16 protein-coding genes are annotated in these 15,811 nt (G+C 41.4%); 12 read left to right on the forward strand and 4 right to left on the reverse strand.

The window, feature by feature from the left end:
- The first annotated feature begins 80 nt into the window (after positions 1–80).
- Positions 81–1,151 (forward strand): AI-2E family transporter, encoded by a 1,071-nt coding sequence (locus tag ABIC84_RS03605; protein WP_429262690.1) that lies wholly within the window; start codon positions 81–83, stop codon positions 1,149–1,151.
- Positions 1,152–1,342: 191 nt separating this feature from the next.
- Here ABIC84_RS03605 and ABIC84_RS03610 read toward each other — a convergent pair whose 3' ends face one another.
- Positions 1,343–2,185, reverse strand: a complete 843-nt coding sequence (locus ABIC84_RS03610; protein WP_429262691.1) for a universal stress protein — start codon at positions 2,183–2,185, stop codon at positions 1,343–1,345.
- Positions 2,186–2,244: 59 nt separating this feature from the next.
- Positions 2,245–3,282, reverse strand: a complete 1,038-nt coding sequence (locus tag ABIC84_RS03615) for a zinc-dependent alcohol dehydrogenase family protein (RefSeq protein WP_429262692.1) — start codon at positions 3,280–3,282, stop codon at positions 2,245–2,247.
- Between the two features lie 334 nt (positions 3,283–3,616).
- Between ABIC84_RS03615 and ABIC84_RS03620 the strand changes: the two genes are divergently transcribed.
- Genes ABIC84_RS03620 through ABIC84_RS03645 form a run of 6 tightly spaced genes read left to right on the forward strand, consistent with a single transcriptional unit; the run spans position 3,617 to position 7,592 of the window.
- Positions 3,617–4,042 (forward strand): ubiquinol-cytochrome c reductase iron-sulfur subunit, encoded by a 426-nt coding sequence (locus tag ABIC84_RS03620; protein ID WP_429262693.1) that lies wholly within the window; start codon positions 3,617–3,619, stop codon positions 4,040–4,042.
- A gap of 12 nt (positions 4,043–4,054) precedes the next feature.
- Entirely contained in the window at positions 4,055–4,483 is a 429-nt protein-coding gene (locus tag ABIC84_RS03625; RefSeq protein ID WP_429262694.1) for a thioredoxin family protein, read from the forward strand.
- Complete coding sequence (locus ABIC84_RS03630) at positions 4,480–5,427, forward strand: FAD:protein FMN transferase (protein WP_429262695.1); 948 nt, start codon at positions 4,480–4,482, stop codon at positions 5,425–5,427. The genes ABIC84_RS03625 and ABIC84_RS03630 overlap by 4 nt, the downstream gene beginning before the upstream one ends.
- Before the next feature lie 3 nt (positions 5,428–5,430).
- Complete coding sequence (locus ABIC84_RS03635) at positions 5,431–5,658, forward strand: DUF4266 domain-containing protein (RefSeq protein ID WP_090526062.1); 228 nt, start codon at positions 5,431–5,433, stop codon at positions 5,656–5,658.
- A gap of 14 nt (positions 5,659–5,672) precedes the next feature.
- Positions 5,673–6,896 (forward strand): DUF3570 domain-containing protein, encoded by a 1,224-nt coding sequence (locus ABIC84_RS03640; RefSeq protein ID WP_429262696.1) that lies wholly within the window; start codon positions 5,673–5,675, stop codon positions 6,894–6,896.
- A 6-nt stretch (positions 6,897–6,902) separates the two neighbouring features.
- The gene (locus tag ABIC84_RS03645; RefSeq protein WP_429262697.1) at positions 6,903–7,592 is read left to right on the forward strand and encodes a VIT1/CCC1 transporter family protein; all 690 of its coding nucleotides are present in this window, start codon (positions 6,903–6,905) and stop codon (positions 7,590–7,592) included.
- A 3-nt stretch (positions 7,593–7,595) separates the two neighbouring features.
- Here the strand turns inward: ABIC84_RS03645 and ABIC84_RS03650 are convergent, their stop codons facing one another.
- Entirely contained in the window at positions 7,596–8,258 is a 663-nt protein-coding gene (locus ABIC84_RS03650) for a cytochrome b/b6 domain-containing protein (RefSeq protein WP_429262698.1), read from the reverse strand.
- 141 nt (positions 8,259–8,399) lie between these two features.
- Here ABIC84_RS03650 and ABIC84_RS03655 point away from each other — a divergent pair, with 141 nt between their 5' ends.
- The 4 genes from ABIC84_RS03655 to mgtA all read left to right on the forward strand — a co-directional run bounded on the left by ABIC84_RS03655 (position 8,400) and on the right by mgtA (position 13,866).
- Positions 8,400–9,074, forward strand: a complete 675-nt coding sequence (locus ABIC84_RS03655) for a response regulator transcription factor (RefSeq protein WP_426587383.1) — start codon at positions 8,400–8,402, stop codon at positions 9,072–9,074.
- The gene (locus tag ABIC84_RS03660) at positions 9,074–10,324 is read left to right on the forward strand and encodes a sensor histidine kinase (protein ID WP_429262699.1); all 1,251 of its coding nucleotides are present in this window, start codon (positions 9,074–9,076) and stop codon (positions 10,322–10,324) included. The genes ABIC84_RS03655 and ABIC84_RS03660 overlap by 1 nt, the downstream gene beginning before the upstream one ends.
- A gap of 116 nt (positions 10,325–10,440) precedes the next feature.
- Positions 10,441–11,199 carry a hypothetical protein gene (locus ABIC84_RS03665; RefSeq protein ID WP_429262700.1) on the forward strand — a complete coding sequence of 253 codons (759 nt, stop codon included), beginning with the start codon at positions 10,441–10,443 and terminating at the stop codon, positions 11,197–11,199.
- Positions 11,200–11,328: 129 nt separating this feature from the next.
- Positions 11,329–13,866: a magnesium-translocating P-type ATPase gene (gene mgtA / locus ABIC84_RS03670; RefSeq protein ID WP_429262701.1), complete on the forward strand. Its 2,538-nt coding sequence runs from the start codon at positions 11,329–11,331 to the stop codon at positions 13,864–13,866.
- Between the two features lie 97 nt (positions 13,867–13,963).
- On the opposite strand, the gene ABIC84_RS03675 is transcribed toward mgtA, so the two are convergent.
- Positions 13,964–14,833 (reverse strand): universal stress protein, encoded by an 870-nt coding sequence (locus ABIC84_RS03675; RefSeq protein WP_426587391.1) that lies wholly within the window; start codon positions 14,831–14,833, stop codon positions 13,964–13,966.
- 147 nt (positions 14,834–14,980) lie between these two features.
- Here ABIC84_RS03675 and ABIC84_RS03680 point away from each other — a divergent pair, with 147 nt between their 5' ends.
- Complete coding sequence (locus tag ABIC84_RS03680) at positions 14,981–15,799, forward strand: hypothetical protein (RefSeq protein WP_426587393.1); 819 nt, start codon at positions 14,981–14,983, stop codon at positions 15,797–15,799.
- Positions 15,800–15,811 lie beyond the last annotated feature (12 nt).

The following is a 15,811-nucleotide window of genomic DNA, read 5'->3' on the forward strand; positions in this document are numbered from 1 at the left end:
ATTCCGAAATGGGAAACCGATATAAAAGGCTTATATTGGGTAATAAAAAAGCGCGCTCCTAATAGTGTAAAACTGCTCCCATGGTAAACAAAATGCCGGTAACCGTGAAACGGGCCATAGAACTAATTGGCCTGTTTGTTTTAGGAACCATCATCATAGCTGGAAATACGATCATTATGCCTTTGTTGATGGCGTTCTTCTTCAGCTTGGTACTTTTACCCGTCTTTCGTTTTTTCAGGAAGTTAAAAGTGCCGGAGGTTATTGCGGTTTTTTTGCCAATATTGTTATTAACGGTCATCGTGGCGCTGATCATCTGGCTGTTCTCCAGTCAGATAGGTGCTTTGGTAGATGATTTTCCGCAGATTCAACGTACCGTGGCCAAACACCTGGATGACCTAAGTATCTGGATTAGCAAGTCATTTGGATATTCCCCGGCAGAGCAAGTGAAATTCATTAATGTGCAAAGCAAAAAGTTATTCAGTTCTTTAGGCGGAGTTTTAAGCGGCGCGGCTGGATCTTTGTCTGGCATGGTTATATTTATTGGATTATTGCCGATCTATATCTACCTGATCATTCTATACAGAAACCTTTTTTTGAAATTTCTGCTGATGTGGTTTAAAAAAGAGGATTATCTGAATGTGGAGGAAGCTGTAAGGCAAACTGAAAAAATGGTTAAAAGCTATCTTGTAGGGCTGCTGATACAGATTACCTATATCATTATTCTTTTAGGTGGCCTATTATGGTTTTTCGATATTCAAAATGCACTGCTCATTGGTATTATCTTCGCTTTTCTGAACCTGATCCCGTACCTGGGCGCCCTGATCGGCAATATTCTGGGTGTGCTGTTAACGCTCGCTTCGTCAGATAGTATTGCAGATGTGCTGATTGTATTGGGAGCTATTACAGTAGTACAATTTCTGGATAACAATATTTTAATGCCGCGTATCGTAGGGTCGCAGGTGAAAATTAATCCGCTTGTTTCCATTGTTGGTATTATCGTTGGCGGAAGCATGGCGGGGCTTTCGGGCATGTTCCTGGCGATGCCGGTGCTATCTATTTTAAAAATAGTGTTTGACCGCAGCGAAAATTATAGGCAATGGGGTGTATTATTGGGCGATGAGCGGCCTGTAAAGAGCCAGATGCAGGTTTAACTCTCTCGGCTATATATTTTCTGGAAAGCCTTATAGCCCTGAAAAACAACTAATGGTAACAGGCTGGCTGTTGTAGCGGACAGCCACAACTTATAATAATACTAAACGCAGGCGGGGTTTAACAAAGACAATTAACGTTGGTCCACTACAGAAATGGCAATCCATATATCAAGGAGCGGACCTTAGCAAAATTATTTGCCCTCCTTTTTTTTAAAGGTGAGTAAAGGAACCTTTCCATAAAAGGAATATTCTGTGGCATTAGAAGGGAAAAATAGTTTTTCAAGCATAGATCTGGACTGATGAGTGAATAAGACCAAAAGGGACGGTTTGCTGATCTTAACAGCGTGATCTATATCTTCCAGTAAATTATTGTTGACATCTCTTTGCAGGTTTAAAACGCTAATTTTATAACTATTTTTTTTCTGTAAAGTGGCTTCAGCCAACTCTTTGTCAAAAGCAAATTCATTAGGATAGGCGATATGTACCATCTCGACACTGGCACCAATTGGCCTGGCAAAATCGACAACTTCTTTTAATTCGTTTTCATAGTCGGTCATATCCGAAGCATACATGATGTGTTTCAATTCTTTTAAATGGTATGTGCTTGGTATGCATATAACAGGCACAGTCGAACAGCTGATCAATTTTGCGGTATGCGTGCCGAATATTTTTGCGATAGTGCCCGCTCCACGGGTACTGATGCAGATATAGGAACAACTGTTCCTGCTGGCATAATCTGTGATGCCATCAACTACATCGATATTGGATACCAAAACTAATTGGTAGTTAATTTCGCGTTCATCGATATCACGATAGATGCCTGCAATAAATGATGACAATTCTTCTGTCGTTTTTTTTCTGAATTCATTGGTATACGCCGCAAAAGCGTGGTCTGTCCATTTGAAGGGTTTTAAAAGATGGTATACATGAAGGATGGTTAATTCGGCCTTACGCTGGCTGGCCAGTTTAATCGCAAAACGGATGGCCGCTTTGGAATTAACGGATTGATCTGTTGTAACTAATATCTTTTCCATAATTATTCGAGGTTTAACGGTTGTGATGTTGTTTTATTCGGCACGTATATGCATCTTGTTTAAGAACTTAAAATAACTTTCAGCGCTTTCTCTTCGGCTGCATTGCCAAATGTATCGTATGCTTCTGCCACCTGATCTAATCTGAAACGATGTGTGATTAGTTTGGCGGGCGCTATTTTCTTTGATTGTATCGTTTTTAACAACATTGGTGAAGTCACTGTGTCCACGAGCCTGGTCGTGATAGTAATGTTTTTCGACCACAGGTCTTCCAGGTGTAAACGGACACTTTTTCCATGAACGCCAATGTTGGCGATACGGCCGCCGGGGGCGATAATCGCCTCACACAGCTCGAATGTCTCGGGAATGCCGACGGCTTCTATCGCCACATCAACGCCGGGTTGGTTGGTGAGTTTCATTACCGCTTCAATTGTATTTTCATTGCGGCTATTAATAATCTGTGTTGCACCGAATTTCCTGGCCACATTGAGCCGGTTATCATCCTGATCGATCATGATAATTTCCGGAGGTGTATAAAATTGTGCGGTAAGTAAAGTGGCAATCCCGATCGGGCCGGCACCTATTATGGCTATAGTATCTCCAGGTTGTACTTTGCCGTTTAATACGCCGCATTCAAAGCCCGTAGGCAGTATATCACTTAACATCACCAATGCTTCTTCGTCAGAACCGCTGGGTACCAGAAAAAGGCTGTTGTCTGCATGGGGGATACGAACATATTCTGCCTGCGTGCCATCAATCAGGTGCCCTAATAGCCAACCGCCATCTGTACAGTGAGAATACATGCCCTTTTTACAGTAGGTACATTTACCGCAAGATGTGATACAGGATATAATCACGTGGTCGCCCGGCTTAAAATTACTGACAGTGGTTCCCACTTCTTCGATCACACCCACGCCTTCGTGCCCGATGATCCTGCCATCGGCAACTTCAGGAACATCTCCTTTCATAATGTGCAGATCTGTACCGCAAATCGTTGTTTTCAGGATTTTTACAATGGCATCGCTTGTTGACAGCAGTACCGGTTTGGGCTTTTCTTCCCAGGCTTTCTGACCCGGGCCGTGATAAACTAATGCTTTCATATTTTCTGCTTTAACCTACTTATGTTAAGCACAAAATTGCTGTTGTTTTATTTTTTTATGATGCTGGTCGTCAGGTAAATAAATGATATATATCACTATTTGAAAATGGCGGATATTTAAGGATGTCCTGATATGTGGGAGGTTTGTTTTATAATTCGCGATCTGTTAAAATCTGTTAAATACCCGTGATTTCATGTAAACTACAGAATGTAAAGATACTATTGCAATAATTAAATAAACGCACCTGAAGCTGAATTGCTTTACGCAGAGATTTACCTTCAGGAGGCTTGTTTAAGTTGGTTGAGATTTATTGATATACCCCGATCTTAAATTTATGGACAGAAAAGAATTTCTATCAATTGCCGGAATTACGGCAGCGTCATTCGCGCTGATTAACTGTATGGGCTGCAGTAAAAAATCCGACAATGCGTCGGCAGGTATCACCGGGCCAACCGGCGTGGATTTTACACTTGATCTCAGCCTTTCGGCAAACTCGGCTTTACTCGTGAACGGTGGCTATCTTACCTCAAAAGGTGTAATAGTGGCTAAAACAACAACCGGCAGCTATATTGCTGTTCAGCAATCCTGCACCCATGAAAGCTATCCCCTTATTTATCAGAGCAGCGAACGGCAGTTTTTTTGCAATAATCATGGTTCCGCTTTCTCCGAAGCCGGAGTTGTTAAAAATTCGCCTGCAAACCGCAACCTTACCGTATATCAAACAACTTTAACCGGCACCTCGTTGCGGATATTCTCTTAACCCGTTGATAAAATGAAATTACTGATCATCTCATTATTGTTGTTTACAGGCAAGCCGGTTACATGGCTTGGTGATTTTAAGAAAGCGCAGACGGAAGCGGCGGCGTCGCATAAGCTCATAGTAATAAATTTTTCCGGCTCTGATTGGTGTGGCCCTTGCATCCGGCTGCGGAAAGAGATTTTGGAATCCGAAAAATTTAATGATTTCGCTGCAGATAAACTTGTTTTGGTAAGGGCTGATTTTCCCCGCCAAAAGAAAAATCAACTAAGCAAAGAGCAGGTACAGTTAAATGAAGCGCTTGCAGATAAATACAATCCTGACGGTAAGTTCCCATTTACGCTGCTTGTTGACGAACATGGTAAGGTATTAAAAGAGTGGGACGGTTATCCAAATGAATCCGCTGAACAGTTTATTGACCAGATCAAAGCGTTTGTCCAATGACAGCCATTGACAGCGGGGCAACAGTACATCAACGTGTGCTGAAGCTGATGGGTAACCGTTTTGAGATAAGCGTTGTAGGTAATGACGGGCAATGGGCCGCAAAGTGTATTGATTTGGCTGTAGCGGAGATAAGCCGCATAGAAAAATTACTAACTACGTTCAGTGACGATAGCCAAACCAACCAGATTAACGCCGCTGCCGGAATAAAGCCGGTAAAAACAGATCATGAGGTTTTTCAACTTATTCAGCGTTCGCTAAGAATATCCGAGCTTACGCAGGGAGCATTTGATATTACTTACGGATCAATTGATAAAAGCCTGTGGAATTTTGATGTAAATATGAAAAGTTTGCCTAATGCCGAAACCGCGCGAAATGCTGTACGACTGATCAATTATAAAAATGTGATCATGGATTCTGATCACATGACTGTGATGCTCAAAGAAAAAGGTATGCGTATAGGTTTTGGAGGAATAGGGAAGGGGTATGCAGCTGATCGGGCGAAAGCCATTTTACAGCAAAATGGAGTAAACAGCGGGATAGTAAATGCAGCCGGCGACCTGATTACCTGGGGAACACAACCTAATGGTAAGCCATGGACTATAGCAATAGCAGATCCGAATAAGCAGATGACGCCGTTTTCAACGCTCAATATAAGCGATATGGCTATTGCCACATCCGGTAACTATGAAAAGTACGCTGTGATAAATGGTAAAAAATATTCTCATACCATCGACCCTAAAACGGGTTTGCCGGTAAGCGGAATTAAAAGCGTAAGCATTATTTGTCCGAGCGCGGAGCTTGCCGACGCTATGGCCACACCCGTAACAGTAATGGGGATCAGCGTGGGGTTGGACCTGGTAAACCAACTACAGCAACTTGCCTGTGTGATCATCGACGACAATAACCGCCTTTATACCTCCAATAATATTAATATTAAAAATTAGTACATGAAAAAAATACCCTTGATTAAATTAATGCTGGTAAGTAGCTTACCGGCGCTCGGCCTTACTTCTTGCATGTCGGTAAAAGCATATCAGAAAAATCGCCTTAATGATGCGGAGATGGAGCTATCAGCCCGTAAATCGCAAAAGTTTGAGCAAAGTTTCCAATTGTACCGTGAAGGTGGTTCTGGTGCAAATGGCGGAAAGAGCGGCGGTGGCTGCGGATGTAATTAAAACGGCGACCGGAAATGAGGAAAATATATTTATGCGTTGCCGCTTTGTATTTAGGAATAGTTGCTTCGCATGCGCAAACTAAGGCCTTGCCCGTTAAAGATAGCAGCGATTACCAGGCACGTAAGCTTAAAATTGATGAAATTAACATCATATCTGCCTATTACCACCAGGATGGTAACAACTCGGCAGTTACAGGTGGTATCGGCACAGAAAAACTAACTGATTTTGCTAATACCTTCGATCTGCAATTATCCAAATATGGAATAGGAGGAAATAAACACACTTTTACTTTTGAATTGGGTGTTGACCATTATACGTCCGCTTCTTCAGATAAGATCGATCCTTATAGTATTTCTTCCGCATCCAGGCAGGACACCCGTGTATACCCCTCGCTAAATTGGACAGTATCTAATGATAAAACGGGAAATGCATTTGGCTTAACCGGGTCTTATTCACATGAGTTTGATTACCAGTCTTTCGGTGGGGGTATCAACCTGACCCGGGTATCAAAAGACAAAAACACGCAGTTTGATTTTAAGGGACAGGTGTTTCTTGATACATGGAAGGTTATATTGCCGGTTGAATTAAGGCCACCAGGATATGGGTCAGGATCAGAGAGGGACGGGCGGGGTAACGTAGACCATAGCCCCCGCAATTCATTTAGTACCTCGTTTTCAATTTCGCAGGTGCTTACCACGCGTTTACAGGCTTTGTTCATTATCGAACCGTCCTATCAGCATGGGTTACTGGCAACAAAATATCAACGTGATTATTTTACCGATGGATCTGAAAGGGTTGAAAACCTGCCAGGTAGCCGTTATAAATTGCCAATTGCGGTAAGGTTCAATTATTTTCTGGATGATCATTTTGTGATCAGAACGTTTTACAGGTACTACATGGACAATTGGGGGATCCGGGCGCACACAGCCGAATTGGAGATACCCATAAAGCTTACCTCTTTTGTATCGGTAAGTCCATATTATCGGTATAATAATCAGAAGGGTACAAGGTACTTTGCACCTTATGGGCAACATGATCCAACCGCTGTGTACTATACCAGCGATTACGATTTGTCAACACTCCATAGTAACTTTGTTGGTGCCAATATCAGGTTATTACCGCCAACCGGCGTATTTGGATGGCAGCATTTCAATTCGCTGGAGATCAGGGCGGGGCATTACATGCGCTCGACGGGCTTAAATTCAAATATTGTAACTTTAGCAATGAAGTTTAAATAAAGCCTTATGCATCGGGAACATCATGTAACAAGTTCAGAAACCATCAGGGATATCATTATCGGTATGTCTGATGGTTTAACCGTGCCTTTTGCACTTGCAGCCGGGCTAAGCGGAGCAGTAAGTTCGTCGACCCTGGTGGTTACCGCGGGTATCGCCGAAATAGTAGCCGGATCTATTGCCATGGGGTTGGGCGGATATCTTGCCGGTCGAACGGAAGTTGATCATTATCAATCTGAGTTGAAGCGGGAATATGATGAGGTTGAACGCGTACCTGAGCAGGAAAAGGCAGAAGTAAAGAAGGTATTTGCAGATTTCGGCCTTTCAAATCATCTACAGGACGAGATTGCAGATGAGATGGCAAAAGACAAGAAACAATGGGTTGAATTTATGATGCGTTATGAACTGGGCCTGGAGGAACCTAATGCAAACCGCGCTACCCAAAGTGCCATCACTATTGGCATTTCCTATATCGTGGGTGGCATCATCCCGCTTTCACCCTATATTATTATTCATGAGGCGCAAGAGGCACTTTATTACTCATGCGGGGTAACAATAATTTGCTTGTTCATTTTTGGCTATTTCAAAAGTAAAATGACCGGCCAGCCTGCGTTAAGCGGCGCGTTAAAAGTGGTAATTATTGGAGCTCTTGCCGCAGGGGCCGCGTTTATTATGGCAAAGCTGATTACCGGTAAATGATATTTAGTTATTATTACCACCGTTTATCATGTCTGAAACAATGCCTTTGTCATCTTTCCGCTCAGCCAAAAATACGCCAGCTAAATGCACGAGTATAAATGCGATAATCAGATACATGCAAAATCCGTGAACTTCTTTAACACTATGCCTGATAGCCTTAAAAGGCGCTAACAGATCTTCAAATGCCAGAAATAAACCTGTTACTACCATTATAATAAGTAAGATATAGAATGTTGCATAAATGGCTTTCACAATGAGCTCATGTTTGGCAAGTTCACGTTCTTTTTTTGTTGAATGAAACTGACGGTAGAGGTACTTTATCCGGCGGATGAATTTTTGATCGGTTACTTGAAAAAGTTCAAGGATGAGCCTGAACAGTAATAATCCCGCTAATACATAACCAAACCAGGTATGTATGCTCCAAACACTATCACCGAGCACATGAGCAACCGAGCCCGATTGATCGTCGGTTATGGTGGCGCCCTGGGTTTTCAGTTGCGTTTTAATTATTTTTGTTAAAGTTCTTCTGTCTGTAATAGTGGAATTGATCAAAACAGTAATTAATGAACCACTGATAACTATTGTGTTTGCCCAATGCCAAAAACGCAAGGGAGCTGAGTATATCCGGCGCGTGATGGGCCGACTATCAGGTTGGATTATTGCCATAGTTGTTTTAACTGGAATCGGGTTATTTGTATCCTCATTTAAAATGTTTGTAAATTACCTGGTGATTTTGAAGTAAGTCTGTAGTGTTGGTAATACTTCAGCTTCTCTTCAGTTTCAATTTTTAAATTTGATTAAAAAGCTTTGAAAATATTGGTAATAGAAGACGAGCAAGGTTTACGCGAAAACATCACGAGTTATTTGAATGTAGATGGTAACATTTGTGAAAGTTGTAATGCATTGACTCCCGCACTGCAAAAACTATCTGATTATGATTATGACTGTGTTTTGCTTGACATTGGCTTACCCGATGGCGAAGGGTTTGGTGTACTTGAATACTTAAGCACACAACAAAAAAGCGAAGCTGTTCTGATCATTTCTGCCCGCAACTCGCTCGATGATAAATTGAAGGGGCTCAACATAGGCGCAGACGATTACCTGACCAAGCCTTTCCATTTGGCCGAACTTAAAGCCAGGCTGATGGCTGTTTATCGCAGGAAAGCGCTAAATACCAGCAGCAAGCTGGTTTTTAATGAAATTTCAATTGATATACAGGGACGTAGTGTCGAGGTTAATAAAAATACGATAATACTGACCAGAAAAGAATATGAAATGTTACTGTACTTTATTGCCAATAAAGGTAAAGTAATTTCAAAAAATGCAATTGCAGAACATCTTTGGGGTGACGAGATGGACATGTATGATAGTTTCGATTTTATTTATACCCACATTAAAAACCTCCGGCGGAAAATTCTGGATGCGGGAGGAAGAGATTATTTGACATCTATATACGGACTCGGCTATAAATTCACTGATTGATGAGGCTGTCAGAGCATTATACCAGGACGAGTTTTTATATCACCCTGGCTGTGTTAGTGATAGGAGCAGTGATTTACTACTTCGCTATAAATTACATCGGCACACAGCAACTTGATCGGGCGCTTCAACAGCAGTTAACAGAGGCTGAAGAGTATATCAGGAGCAACAATGGCAATCCGCAGCAATATGACCTTGACCGCGATCACGCTGTATTTGTTAAAACTTACAGTCAACTGTTACAGAAGCGTTTTTTTGACACTATTTATTTAAAACCGAAAGAGCAGCGATGGGAAGCGGGTAGGGCCGTAGAAGACCTCGTAAAGTTAAAAAACAGTAACTACAAGGTTACAATTACTATTTCGAGGGTTGGGCAAAAAAATCTGATCGAACTCATTTCTATTATCACGCTTGCATTACTTGCCGGTTTATTGACGGTACTCTTTATAACCAATAAATATCTGCTAAATGGCCTTTGGAAACCTTTTCAACTCACCCTTAAAGAGATCAAACAGTTCAATATAGCCGACGTTGATCAGTTTAAAGGTAAACCGAGTAAGGTGGACGAGTTTACAGAACTTAATGAAGCCATACGGGAAATGTCTTTAAGGGTAACTCAGGATTATCTTAGCCTGAAACAATTTACAGAGAATGCATCACATGAAATGATGACACCACTGGCCGTTGTAACCACCAAATTGGATACGCTAATACAGGACGAAACATTGAACGCAGCGCAATTGGCACAGATCGCAGATATTTACAGCTCAGTAAACAAGTCCAGTCGACTTAATCACTCGTTATTACTGCTGGCTAAACTGGAAAATAAGCTGATCATTGAAGAAGAGTCGATTGAACTCGATGTAATACTTGAAAGGAAAATGCTCCAATTTCAGGAACTTATGCAGAATAAGAACCTTACTATCCGGTATAAGTTGCACCCGAAGCAGATATCGGCCAGTAAATACCTGATAGATATTTTACTAAATAATTTGTTTGGTAATGCAATCCGCCATAATGTGCCGGGTGGTGAAATTTTTATTGGTCTTGACCCATACCAACTTTCGATAAAAAATACCGGTATTGCAAATGCGCTGAACGGGCAACAAATTTTTGAACGTTTTCACAAAAGCAAAGATTCACAAGGTGCCGGACTGGGATTAACACTGGTTAAAAATATTTGCCAGCACTATGGGTATGGCATCCAATACCATTATGACGAGGGAAAGCATGCGTTTGTCATAACCTTTTAATTTCATAGCCTGTTTGTCACGTTTCTTATACATAAGCTTTAACTCCAATTTTACTTCAGATTGTCCCGATAGTTTTAACGCTATACTATTTGTATATAAGTTAAAACCGACTATTGATGAAATATTTATGTTTACTGATCTTAGTGTTTTACGCTCTGGAACTTAAAGCGCAAGATAATTATGAGATTCAGGTTTACGGTTCTGAAACCGTTGAAAAAGGTAAAACAATGTTTGAATTGCATAGCAATTATACTTTAAACGGCAGTAAAACTGTAACCAGCGGAGAACTTCCTACCAACCACGTTGTACATGAAACGATAGAGATCACCCATGGTTGGACGACCTGGTTTGAAACAGGTTTTTATATCTTTAACTCTATTGCAGATGCGGGCCGGACGGCTTACGTCGGCTCTCACATCAGGCCCAGGGTTGCCGCTCCTTCAAGCTGGAACTGGCCCGTGGGGGTAAGCATATCTACAGAGTTTGGCTTCCAGAAAAGTGCGTTCTCGGCAAATACCTCCACGCTGGAAATCAGGCCAATCGTAGATAAAAAATGGAACAAGTTATATATATCCTTAAATCCTACCCTTGAGAAGAGTTTCAAGGGGCCCGATCAAAACCGTGGATTTACCTTTTCACCAAATGTTAAAGGGAGTTACGATGTAACAAAAACCGTTGCCCTGGGCCTCGAATATTATGGTAGTACCGGGCCATTTTTTCACTATGACCCAATTAAACAACAAGATCACCAGTTGTTTGTCGCCACTGACCTCAACGTAGACCCTAAATGGGAGTTTAACGGAGGAATTGGCTATGGATTTACATCGAATTCGGACCGTGCCATTGTTAAAATAATTATTGGCAGAAGATTTTAGGTTTATTAAAATGTTCTGATAATTAATAGTGACCTGAATCATTTTTCGGACTGATCAAAAGCATTCAGTTTTTAATTCGCAATAGCTCAATTTGTTTAGAATTTTCTAAACCTCTTTTAGCCCAAACTGATGGAAAGCAAAACTAATGATCAACTGAGTAATTTTTGGCAACTTTCTATTAATGATGCATTTAAACTCCTTGAAACTCAGGCAACAGGTATTGGCACTGCCGAAGCTACTAAAAGGCTTAAGCAATATGGCGCCAATACATTAAAAAAAGCTAATAAATTTAATAACCTGATCATATTATTTTCTCAGTTTAAAAGCCCGGTAACATTATTGCTTATAGCTGCTGCTTTGCTTTCCGCAGCCCTGGGAGATACCGCCGATACATTAATCATTATGATCATTGTCCTGATCAGCAGCCTTCTTGGTTTCTGGCAGGAAAAAGGTGCAGCAAGTGCGGTAAGTGAACTGTTAAAGATGGTTCAGTTACACTGCACCGTGCTACGGGATAACAGGAAAACAGAGCTTGAGGTAACTGCTGTTGTACCCGGAGATGTGATTTGCCTTTCTGCGGGAGATATTATCCCTGCCGATGGCCTTGTTTTAGAATCTGAGGCTTTGTTTGTTGATGAAGCGGCATTTACCGGCGAATCTTACCCGGTAGAAAAAAATCCAGGAGTTGAAAGTGTTGACGCCCCCTTAGCCAGGCGCAACAATTGCCTTTTTATGGGTTCGAGCGTGGTAAGCGGTATTGGAAAGGCACTCATCGTGACAACAGGCCAGCAAACCGAATTTGGGAAAATATCAGATAAGCTGTCATTAAGAATTCCTGAAACTGATTTCGAAAAAGGGATAAGAAAATTTGGATATATGTTAATGGAGATCACGCTTTTGTTAGTGTTGGTGATCTTTGCCGTTAATGTGTTGTTGCATAAGCCGGCGCTTGATTCGTTTTTGTTTTCACTCGCGTTGGCCGTAGGGCTTACACCTCAATTGTTGCCCGCCATCATTAGCGTTAATCTTTCGGTTGGTGCCCGCAGGATGGCCAGCCAAAAGGTGATTGTAAAACGGCTGAGCGCTATTGAAAACTTTGGCAGCATGAATATCTTGTGTTCTGATAAGACAGGGACAATTACAGAAGGTAAAGTAACTTTAAAAGGGACACTTGATTTTAAAGGCGCACCCAGCGATAAAGTTTTTAAATATGCCTGGCTTAATGCCAGCGCCCAGCAAGGGTTTGTCAACCCGATCGATAAGGCCATCTGTTCTGTCCATTATGAGGGAAATGAGGCGAAGGATTTTTCGGCGATTACAGAAGTGCCATATGATTTTGTGCGTAAACGGCTTACAGTACAGGTGAAAATTCCGGCAGCCAATATAGCCATCACGAAAGGTGCTGTGCGTCAGGTTCTTGATATTTGTAATCGGGTTGAAATATCGGCAGGTGTTATTGCGGATATAGGCGATCATAAAGAAGCGATTTTAGCTCAATATCAGCTTTTAAGCGATTCGGGATTGCGCACGCTTGGAGTGTCATATAAGGAAGTTGGTCCTGATCAAATTTTCACCAGGGAAAATGAGCATGATATGGTTTTCCTTGGGTTTATAACATTATTTGACCCTCCGCGTGCCGGCATGTCTGAAACCATTAAAAAACTGCAACATCTCGGCGTCAGACTTAAGATCATTACAGGTGATAACGCACCGGTAGCCAGAAACCTGGCTAAACAGCTTGGGCTTTCATCCGCACAGGTCCTTATCGGTCAGGAAATACGTAATATGAGTAGTGCAGCATTGCGTCATAAGGCGTCCCTTACCCATATTTTTGCGGAGGTTGAGCCCAGCCAGAAAGAACGTATCATAAGTGTTTTAAAAAAAGCAGGGAACGTTGTTGGTTTTATGGGAGATGGTATTAACGATGCGCCAGCGCTGCACACAGCCGATGTGGGTATATCAGTAAATTCGGCGGTTGACGTTGCAAAAGAGGCAGCTGATATCGTTTTATTGGATCAGGACCTAAATGTATTATGTGACGGGATTATAGAAGGCCGTAAAACATTTACAAATACCATGAAGTATATTTTTATGGCTACCAGCGCAAACTTTGGTAATATGTTTAGTATGGCCGGTGCATCGTTATTTTTGCCCTTTTTGCCTTTGTTGCCAAAGCAGATATTGCTTACCAACGTGCTGACCGATTTTCCTGAAATGACCATATCTTCAGACAGGGTTGATGACATTAATCTTAAAACGCCGCAACGGTGGAACCTCAGTTTTATTAAACGATTTATGATCGTTTTCGGTTTATTGAGTTCTGTTTTTGATTATTTGACATTTGCCGTGCTAATTTTTATTTTGCATGCAAATCAAAGAGTTTTTCAAACAGGGTGGTTCACCGAATCGGTGGTTTCTGCAGTTTTAATTGTTTTAGTAGTACGTACCCGACTGTCATTTTTTAAAAGCCTTCCCGGCAGATATCTATCGATAACTACCATTGCAATATTGCTATTGGTGTTAATGATTCCATATTCGCCATTGGCGTCAATATTTGGTTTCGTACCACTGTCCTGGAAATACTATATGTTGATGCTTGCAACTGTTACTGCATATATTCTATCGGCTGAACTTGCCAAGAGATGGTTTTATAAAAAAATTAAATAACCTCTTTGTCCGTTGTACATAGTAACAGCTGTCTGCAAATCGCTATCATAGCTTAAGATGATATTGTACCCTTGTACGGTAATGTGCATGTTAAATTCTATTTCGCGTTTAATATCAGCAACGGAATATTAATGTTTTTAGCCATTTCAAGGGTATGGCTGCCATGAAAAAGTCGTTTTATAAAGTTAAAATGGTGATGTACCATTGCCAGTATATCTATACGTTCGTTTGCGCAAAGTATTGAAAGCCCAGTCTCGATTTTGTCGGCTCTTATAATTCTTTTACTCAAGAAAGAGCATTTTTCCTGATTGGCAATAGCATCAAGTATTTGCTCTATAAATTGTTCGTTTAAGCCAGTATGGTCCGGGTGGTTGTTTACTGATGTTAGGATTAGTTCTGCATCAAGTGGTTCTATCAATTTGTTTAAAGATTCAAGAGCAATTACATCATCCTTTGTACAAGTTAGATCGGTGGCAAACGCGATCCGTTTTATGTCATTAAACTCTGCAGTCTGTGGAACAAGCAATAAAGGGAAATCAAAGCTGTTCATCATGTTTTTTACCATGTTCCCTTGTAAAAGCGTATTTAAGCTGTCTTTGTCATGAGTACCGGCAACGACCATGGCAATATCATTTGTGGAAGATAGGGCCTCTATCATGTTACCTAAATCTCCAAATGAACTCCTAATGGATATGCGTGGAGTGAATCCATTATCGACGTTCAAAGTTTCTGACCAGGTTGCAAGCTGGCTTTTTAGCAATTCCAGCATATTGGTACTTTCCTTGCTTAGCATGTCGTATTCTTCAATCGGCCATGTGATGGTATAAGGGCTCGGTATATCAATTGGCAACAGGCAAGCATTACATAATACCAAATCAGCTTTTAAACCGAGTGACAGTTTTAAGGCATAATGCGCTGCATGTGTTGCGTTGGGAGAGAAATCAGTAAGGGAAATTATTGTTTTCATAGCCATTTTTGATATAAATGTGGAGGATAAAGCCTGCAAAATATATGAGGAAAATCATGTAAATCGCTGATTTACATCAAGTGGATAAAATGTGCCTATGCCTAATTTTGCTATTGTACTTCAATTATTAACCTGAAAACACAGCCTATGAAAACGATCCTGGTAATTGACGATGGTTCTGCGTCCGCTACAAATGCCACGCATCTTGCCTTCAACATAGCAAAGCACATTGGAGCTAATTTAGTTTTGGCCCGGATATATGCGGTAAAACAACCATCGTTTTCTAAAGCATTGCAATTGGCGGGGCACGTTGCCGCTGATGGTTACATACCCGGTCCGTTACGGGGCCAACCGGCCAATTTGTCCTTAAAAGAAGGTGAACATATGCCGCTAATTGAAGAACTTGAAGTGTCAAGTGATACGGAAGCGCAATTGATTGCTTACATCAATAAAAATTGCGTTTGGATGGTTATAAAAGGGTTGCCGGAATCGGCACCATTTAATCGGGACGTTAAGGTGCAGGCGGTTTTAAACCGGATATCTTGCCCGGTGATGCTTGTTCCCCTGAAGTTTGATGGTGGTTTTGAGCGCTTGGTTTACACCGCTGATTTACGATATTGCCGGTTAAATGTTTTGAAACATCTTGCTTCTTTGGCCCAGGCCTTCCAGGCAGATCTGTTACTCGCTCATATTTCGGCAAAGGGTTTGCCCCATATAGAACAAAATTATGCGCTAACACTCTTTAGCGACGAGATAAGTAAAAAAATTGGTTATGAGAGGCTGTTTTTTAGTAATACAAAAGAACGTGATATGTCACGGGCTGTTGATGTTATGATACATAATATGCATGCCGATCTGCTGGCGGTTGTACATCACCGATTTCATTGTGAGCAGTTGAGAACCGAGGGGAGTGATACTTCTGTTCCTGTACAAGTAGGCATCCCGGTGCTTGTCTTTCCATATTGATTTTACAAAGCT

Origin of the sequence: Mucilaginibacter sp. 3215, assembly GCF_050433785.1 — a bacterium.
Classification (GTDB): domain Bacteria; phylum Bacteroidota; class Bacteroidia; order Sphingobacteriales; family Sphingobacteriaceae; genus Mucilaginibacter.

Excerpts from the sequence above, each read along its gene's own strand:
- ABIC84_RS03680 (WP_426587393.1), top strand. The coding sequence starts at position 14,981 with ATGAAAACGATCCTGGTAATTGACGATGGTTCTGCGTCCGCTACAAAT.
- ABIC84_RS03610 (WP_429262691.1), bottom strand. The coding sequence starts at position 2,185 with ATGGAAAAGATATTAGTTACAACAGATCAATCCGTTAATTCCAAAGCG.
- ABIC84_RS03650 (WP_429262698.1), bottom strand. The coding sequence starts at position 8,258 with ATGGCAATAATCCAACCTGATAGTCGGCCCATCACGCGCCGGATATAC.
- ABIC84_RS03675 (WP_426587391.1), bottom strand. The coding sequence starts at position 14,833 with ATGAAAACAATAATTTCCCTTACTGATTTCTCTCCCAACGCAACACAT.
- mgtA (WP_429262701.1), top strand. The coding sequence starts at position 11,329 with ATGGAAAGCAAAACTAATGATCAACTGAGTAATTTTTGGCAACTTTCT.
- ABIC84_RS03625 (WP_429262694.1), top strand. The coding sequence starts at position 4,055 with ATGAAATTACTGATCATCTCATTATTGTTGTTTACAGGCAAGCCGGTT.
- ABIC84_RS03660 (WP_429262699.1), top strand. The coding sequence starts at position 9,074 with ATGAGGCTGTCAGAGCATTATACCAGGACGAGTTTTTATATCACCCTG.
- ABIC84_RS03635 (WP_090526062.1), top strand. The coding sequence starts at position 5,431 with ATGAAAAAAATACCCTTGATTAAATTAATGCTGGTAAGTAGCTTACCG.
- ABIC84_RS03615 (WP_429262692.1), bottom strand. The coding sequence starts at position 3,282 with ATGAAAGCATTAGTTTATCACGGCCCGGGTCAGAAAGCCTGGGAAGAA.
- ABIC84_RS03645 (WP_429262697.1), top strand. The coding sequence starts at position 6,903 with ATGCATCGGGAACATCATGTAACAAGTTCAGAAACCATCAGGGATATC.
- ABIC84_RS03640 (WP_429262696.1), top strand. The coding sequence starts at position 5,673 with ATGAGGAAAATATATTTATGCGTTGCCGCTTTGTATTTAGGAATAGTT.
- ABIC84_RS03605 (WP_429262690.1), top strand. The coding sequence starts at position 81 with ATGGTAAACAAAATGCCGGTAACCGTGAAACGGGCCATAGAACTAATT.
- ABIC84_RS03665 (WP_429262700.1), top strand. The coding sequence starts at position 10,441 with ATGAAATATTTATGTTTACTGATCTTAGTGTTTTACGCTCTGGAACTT.
- ABIC84_RS03630 (WP_429262695.1), top strand. The coding sequence starts at position 4,480 with ATGACAGCCATTGACAGCGGGGCAACAGTACATCAACGTGTGCTGAAG.
- ABIC84_RS03620 (WP_429262693.1), top strand. The coding sequence starts at position 3,617 with ATGGACAGAAAAGAATTTCTATCAATTGCCGGAATTACGGCAGCGTCA.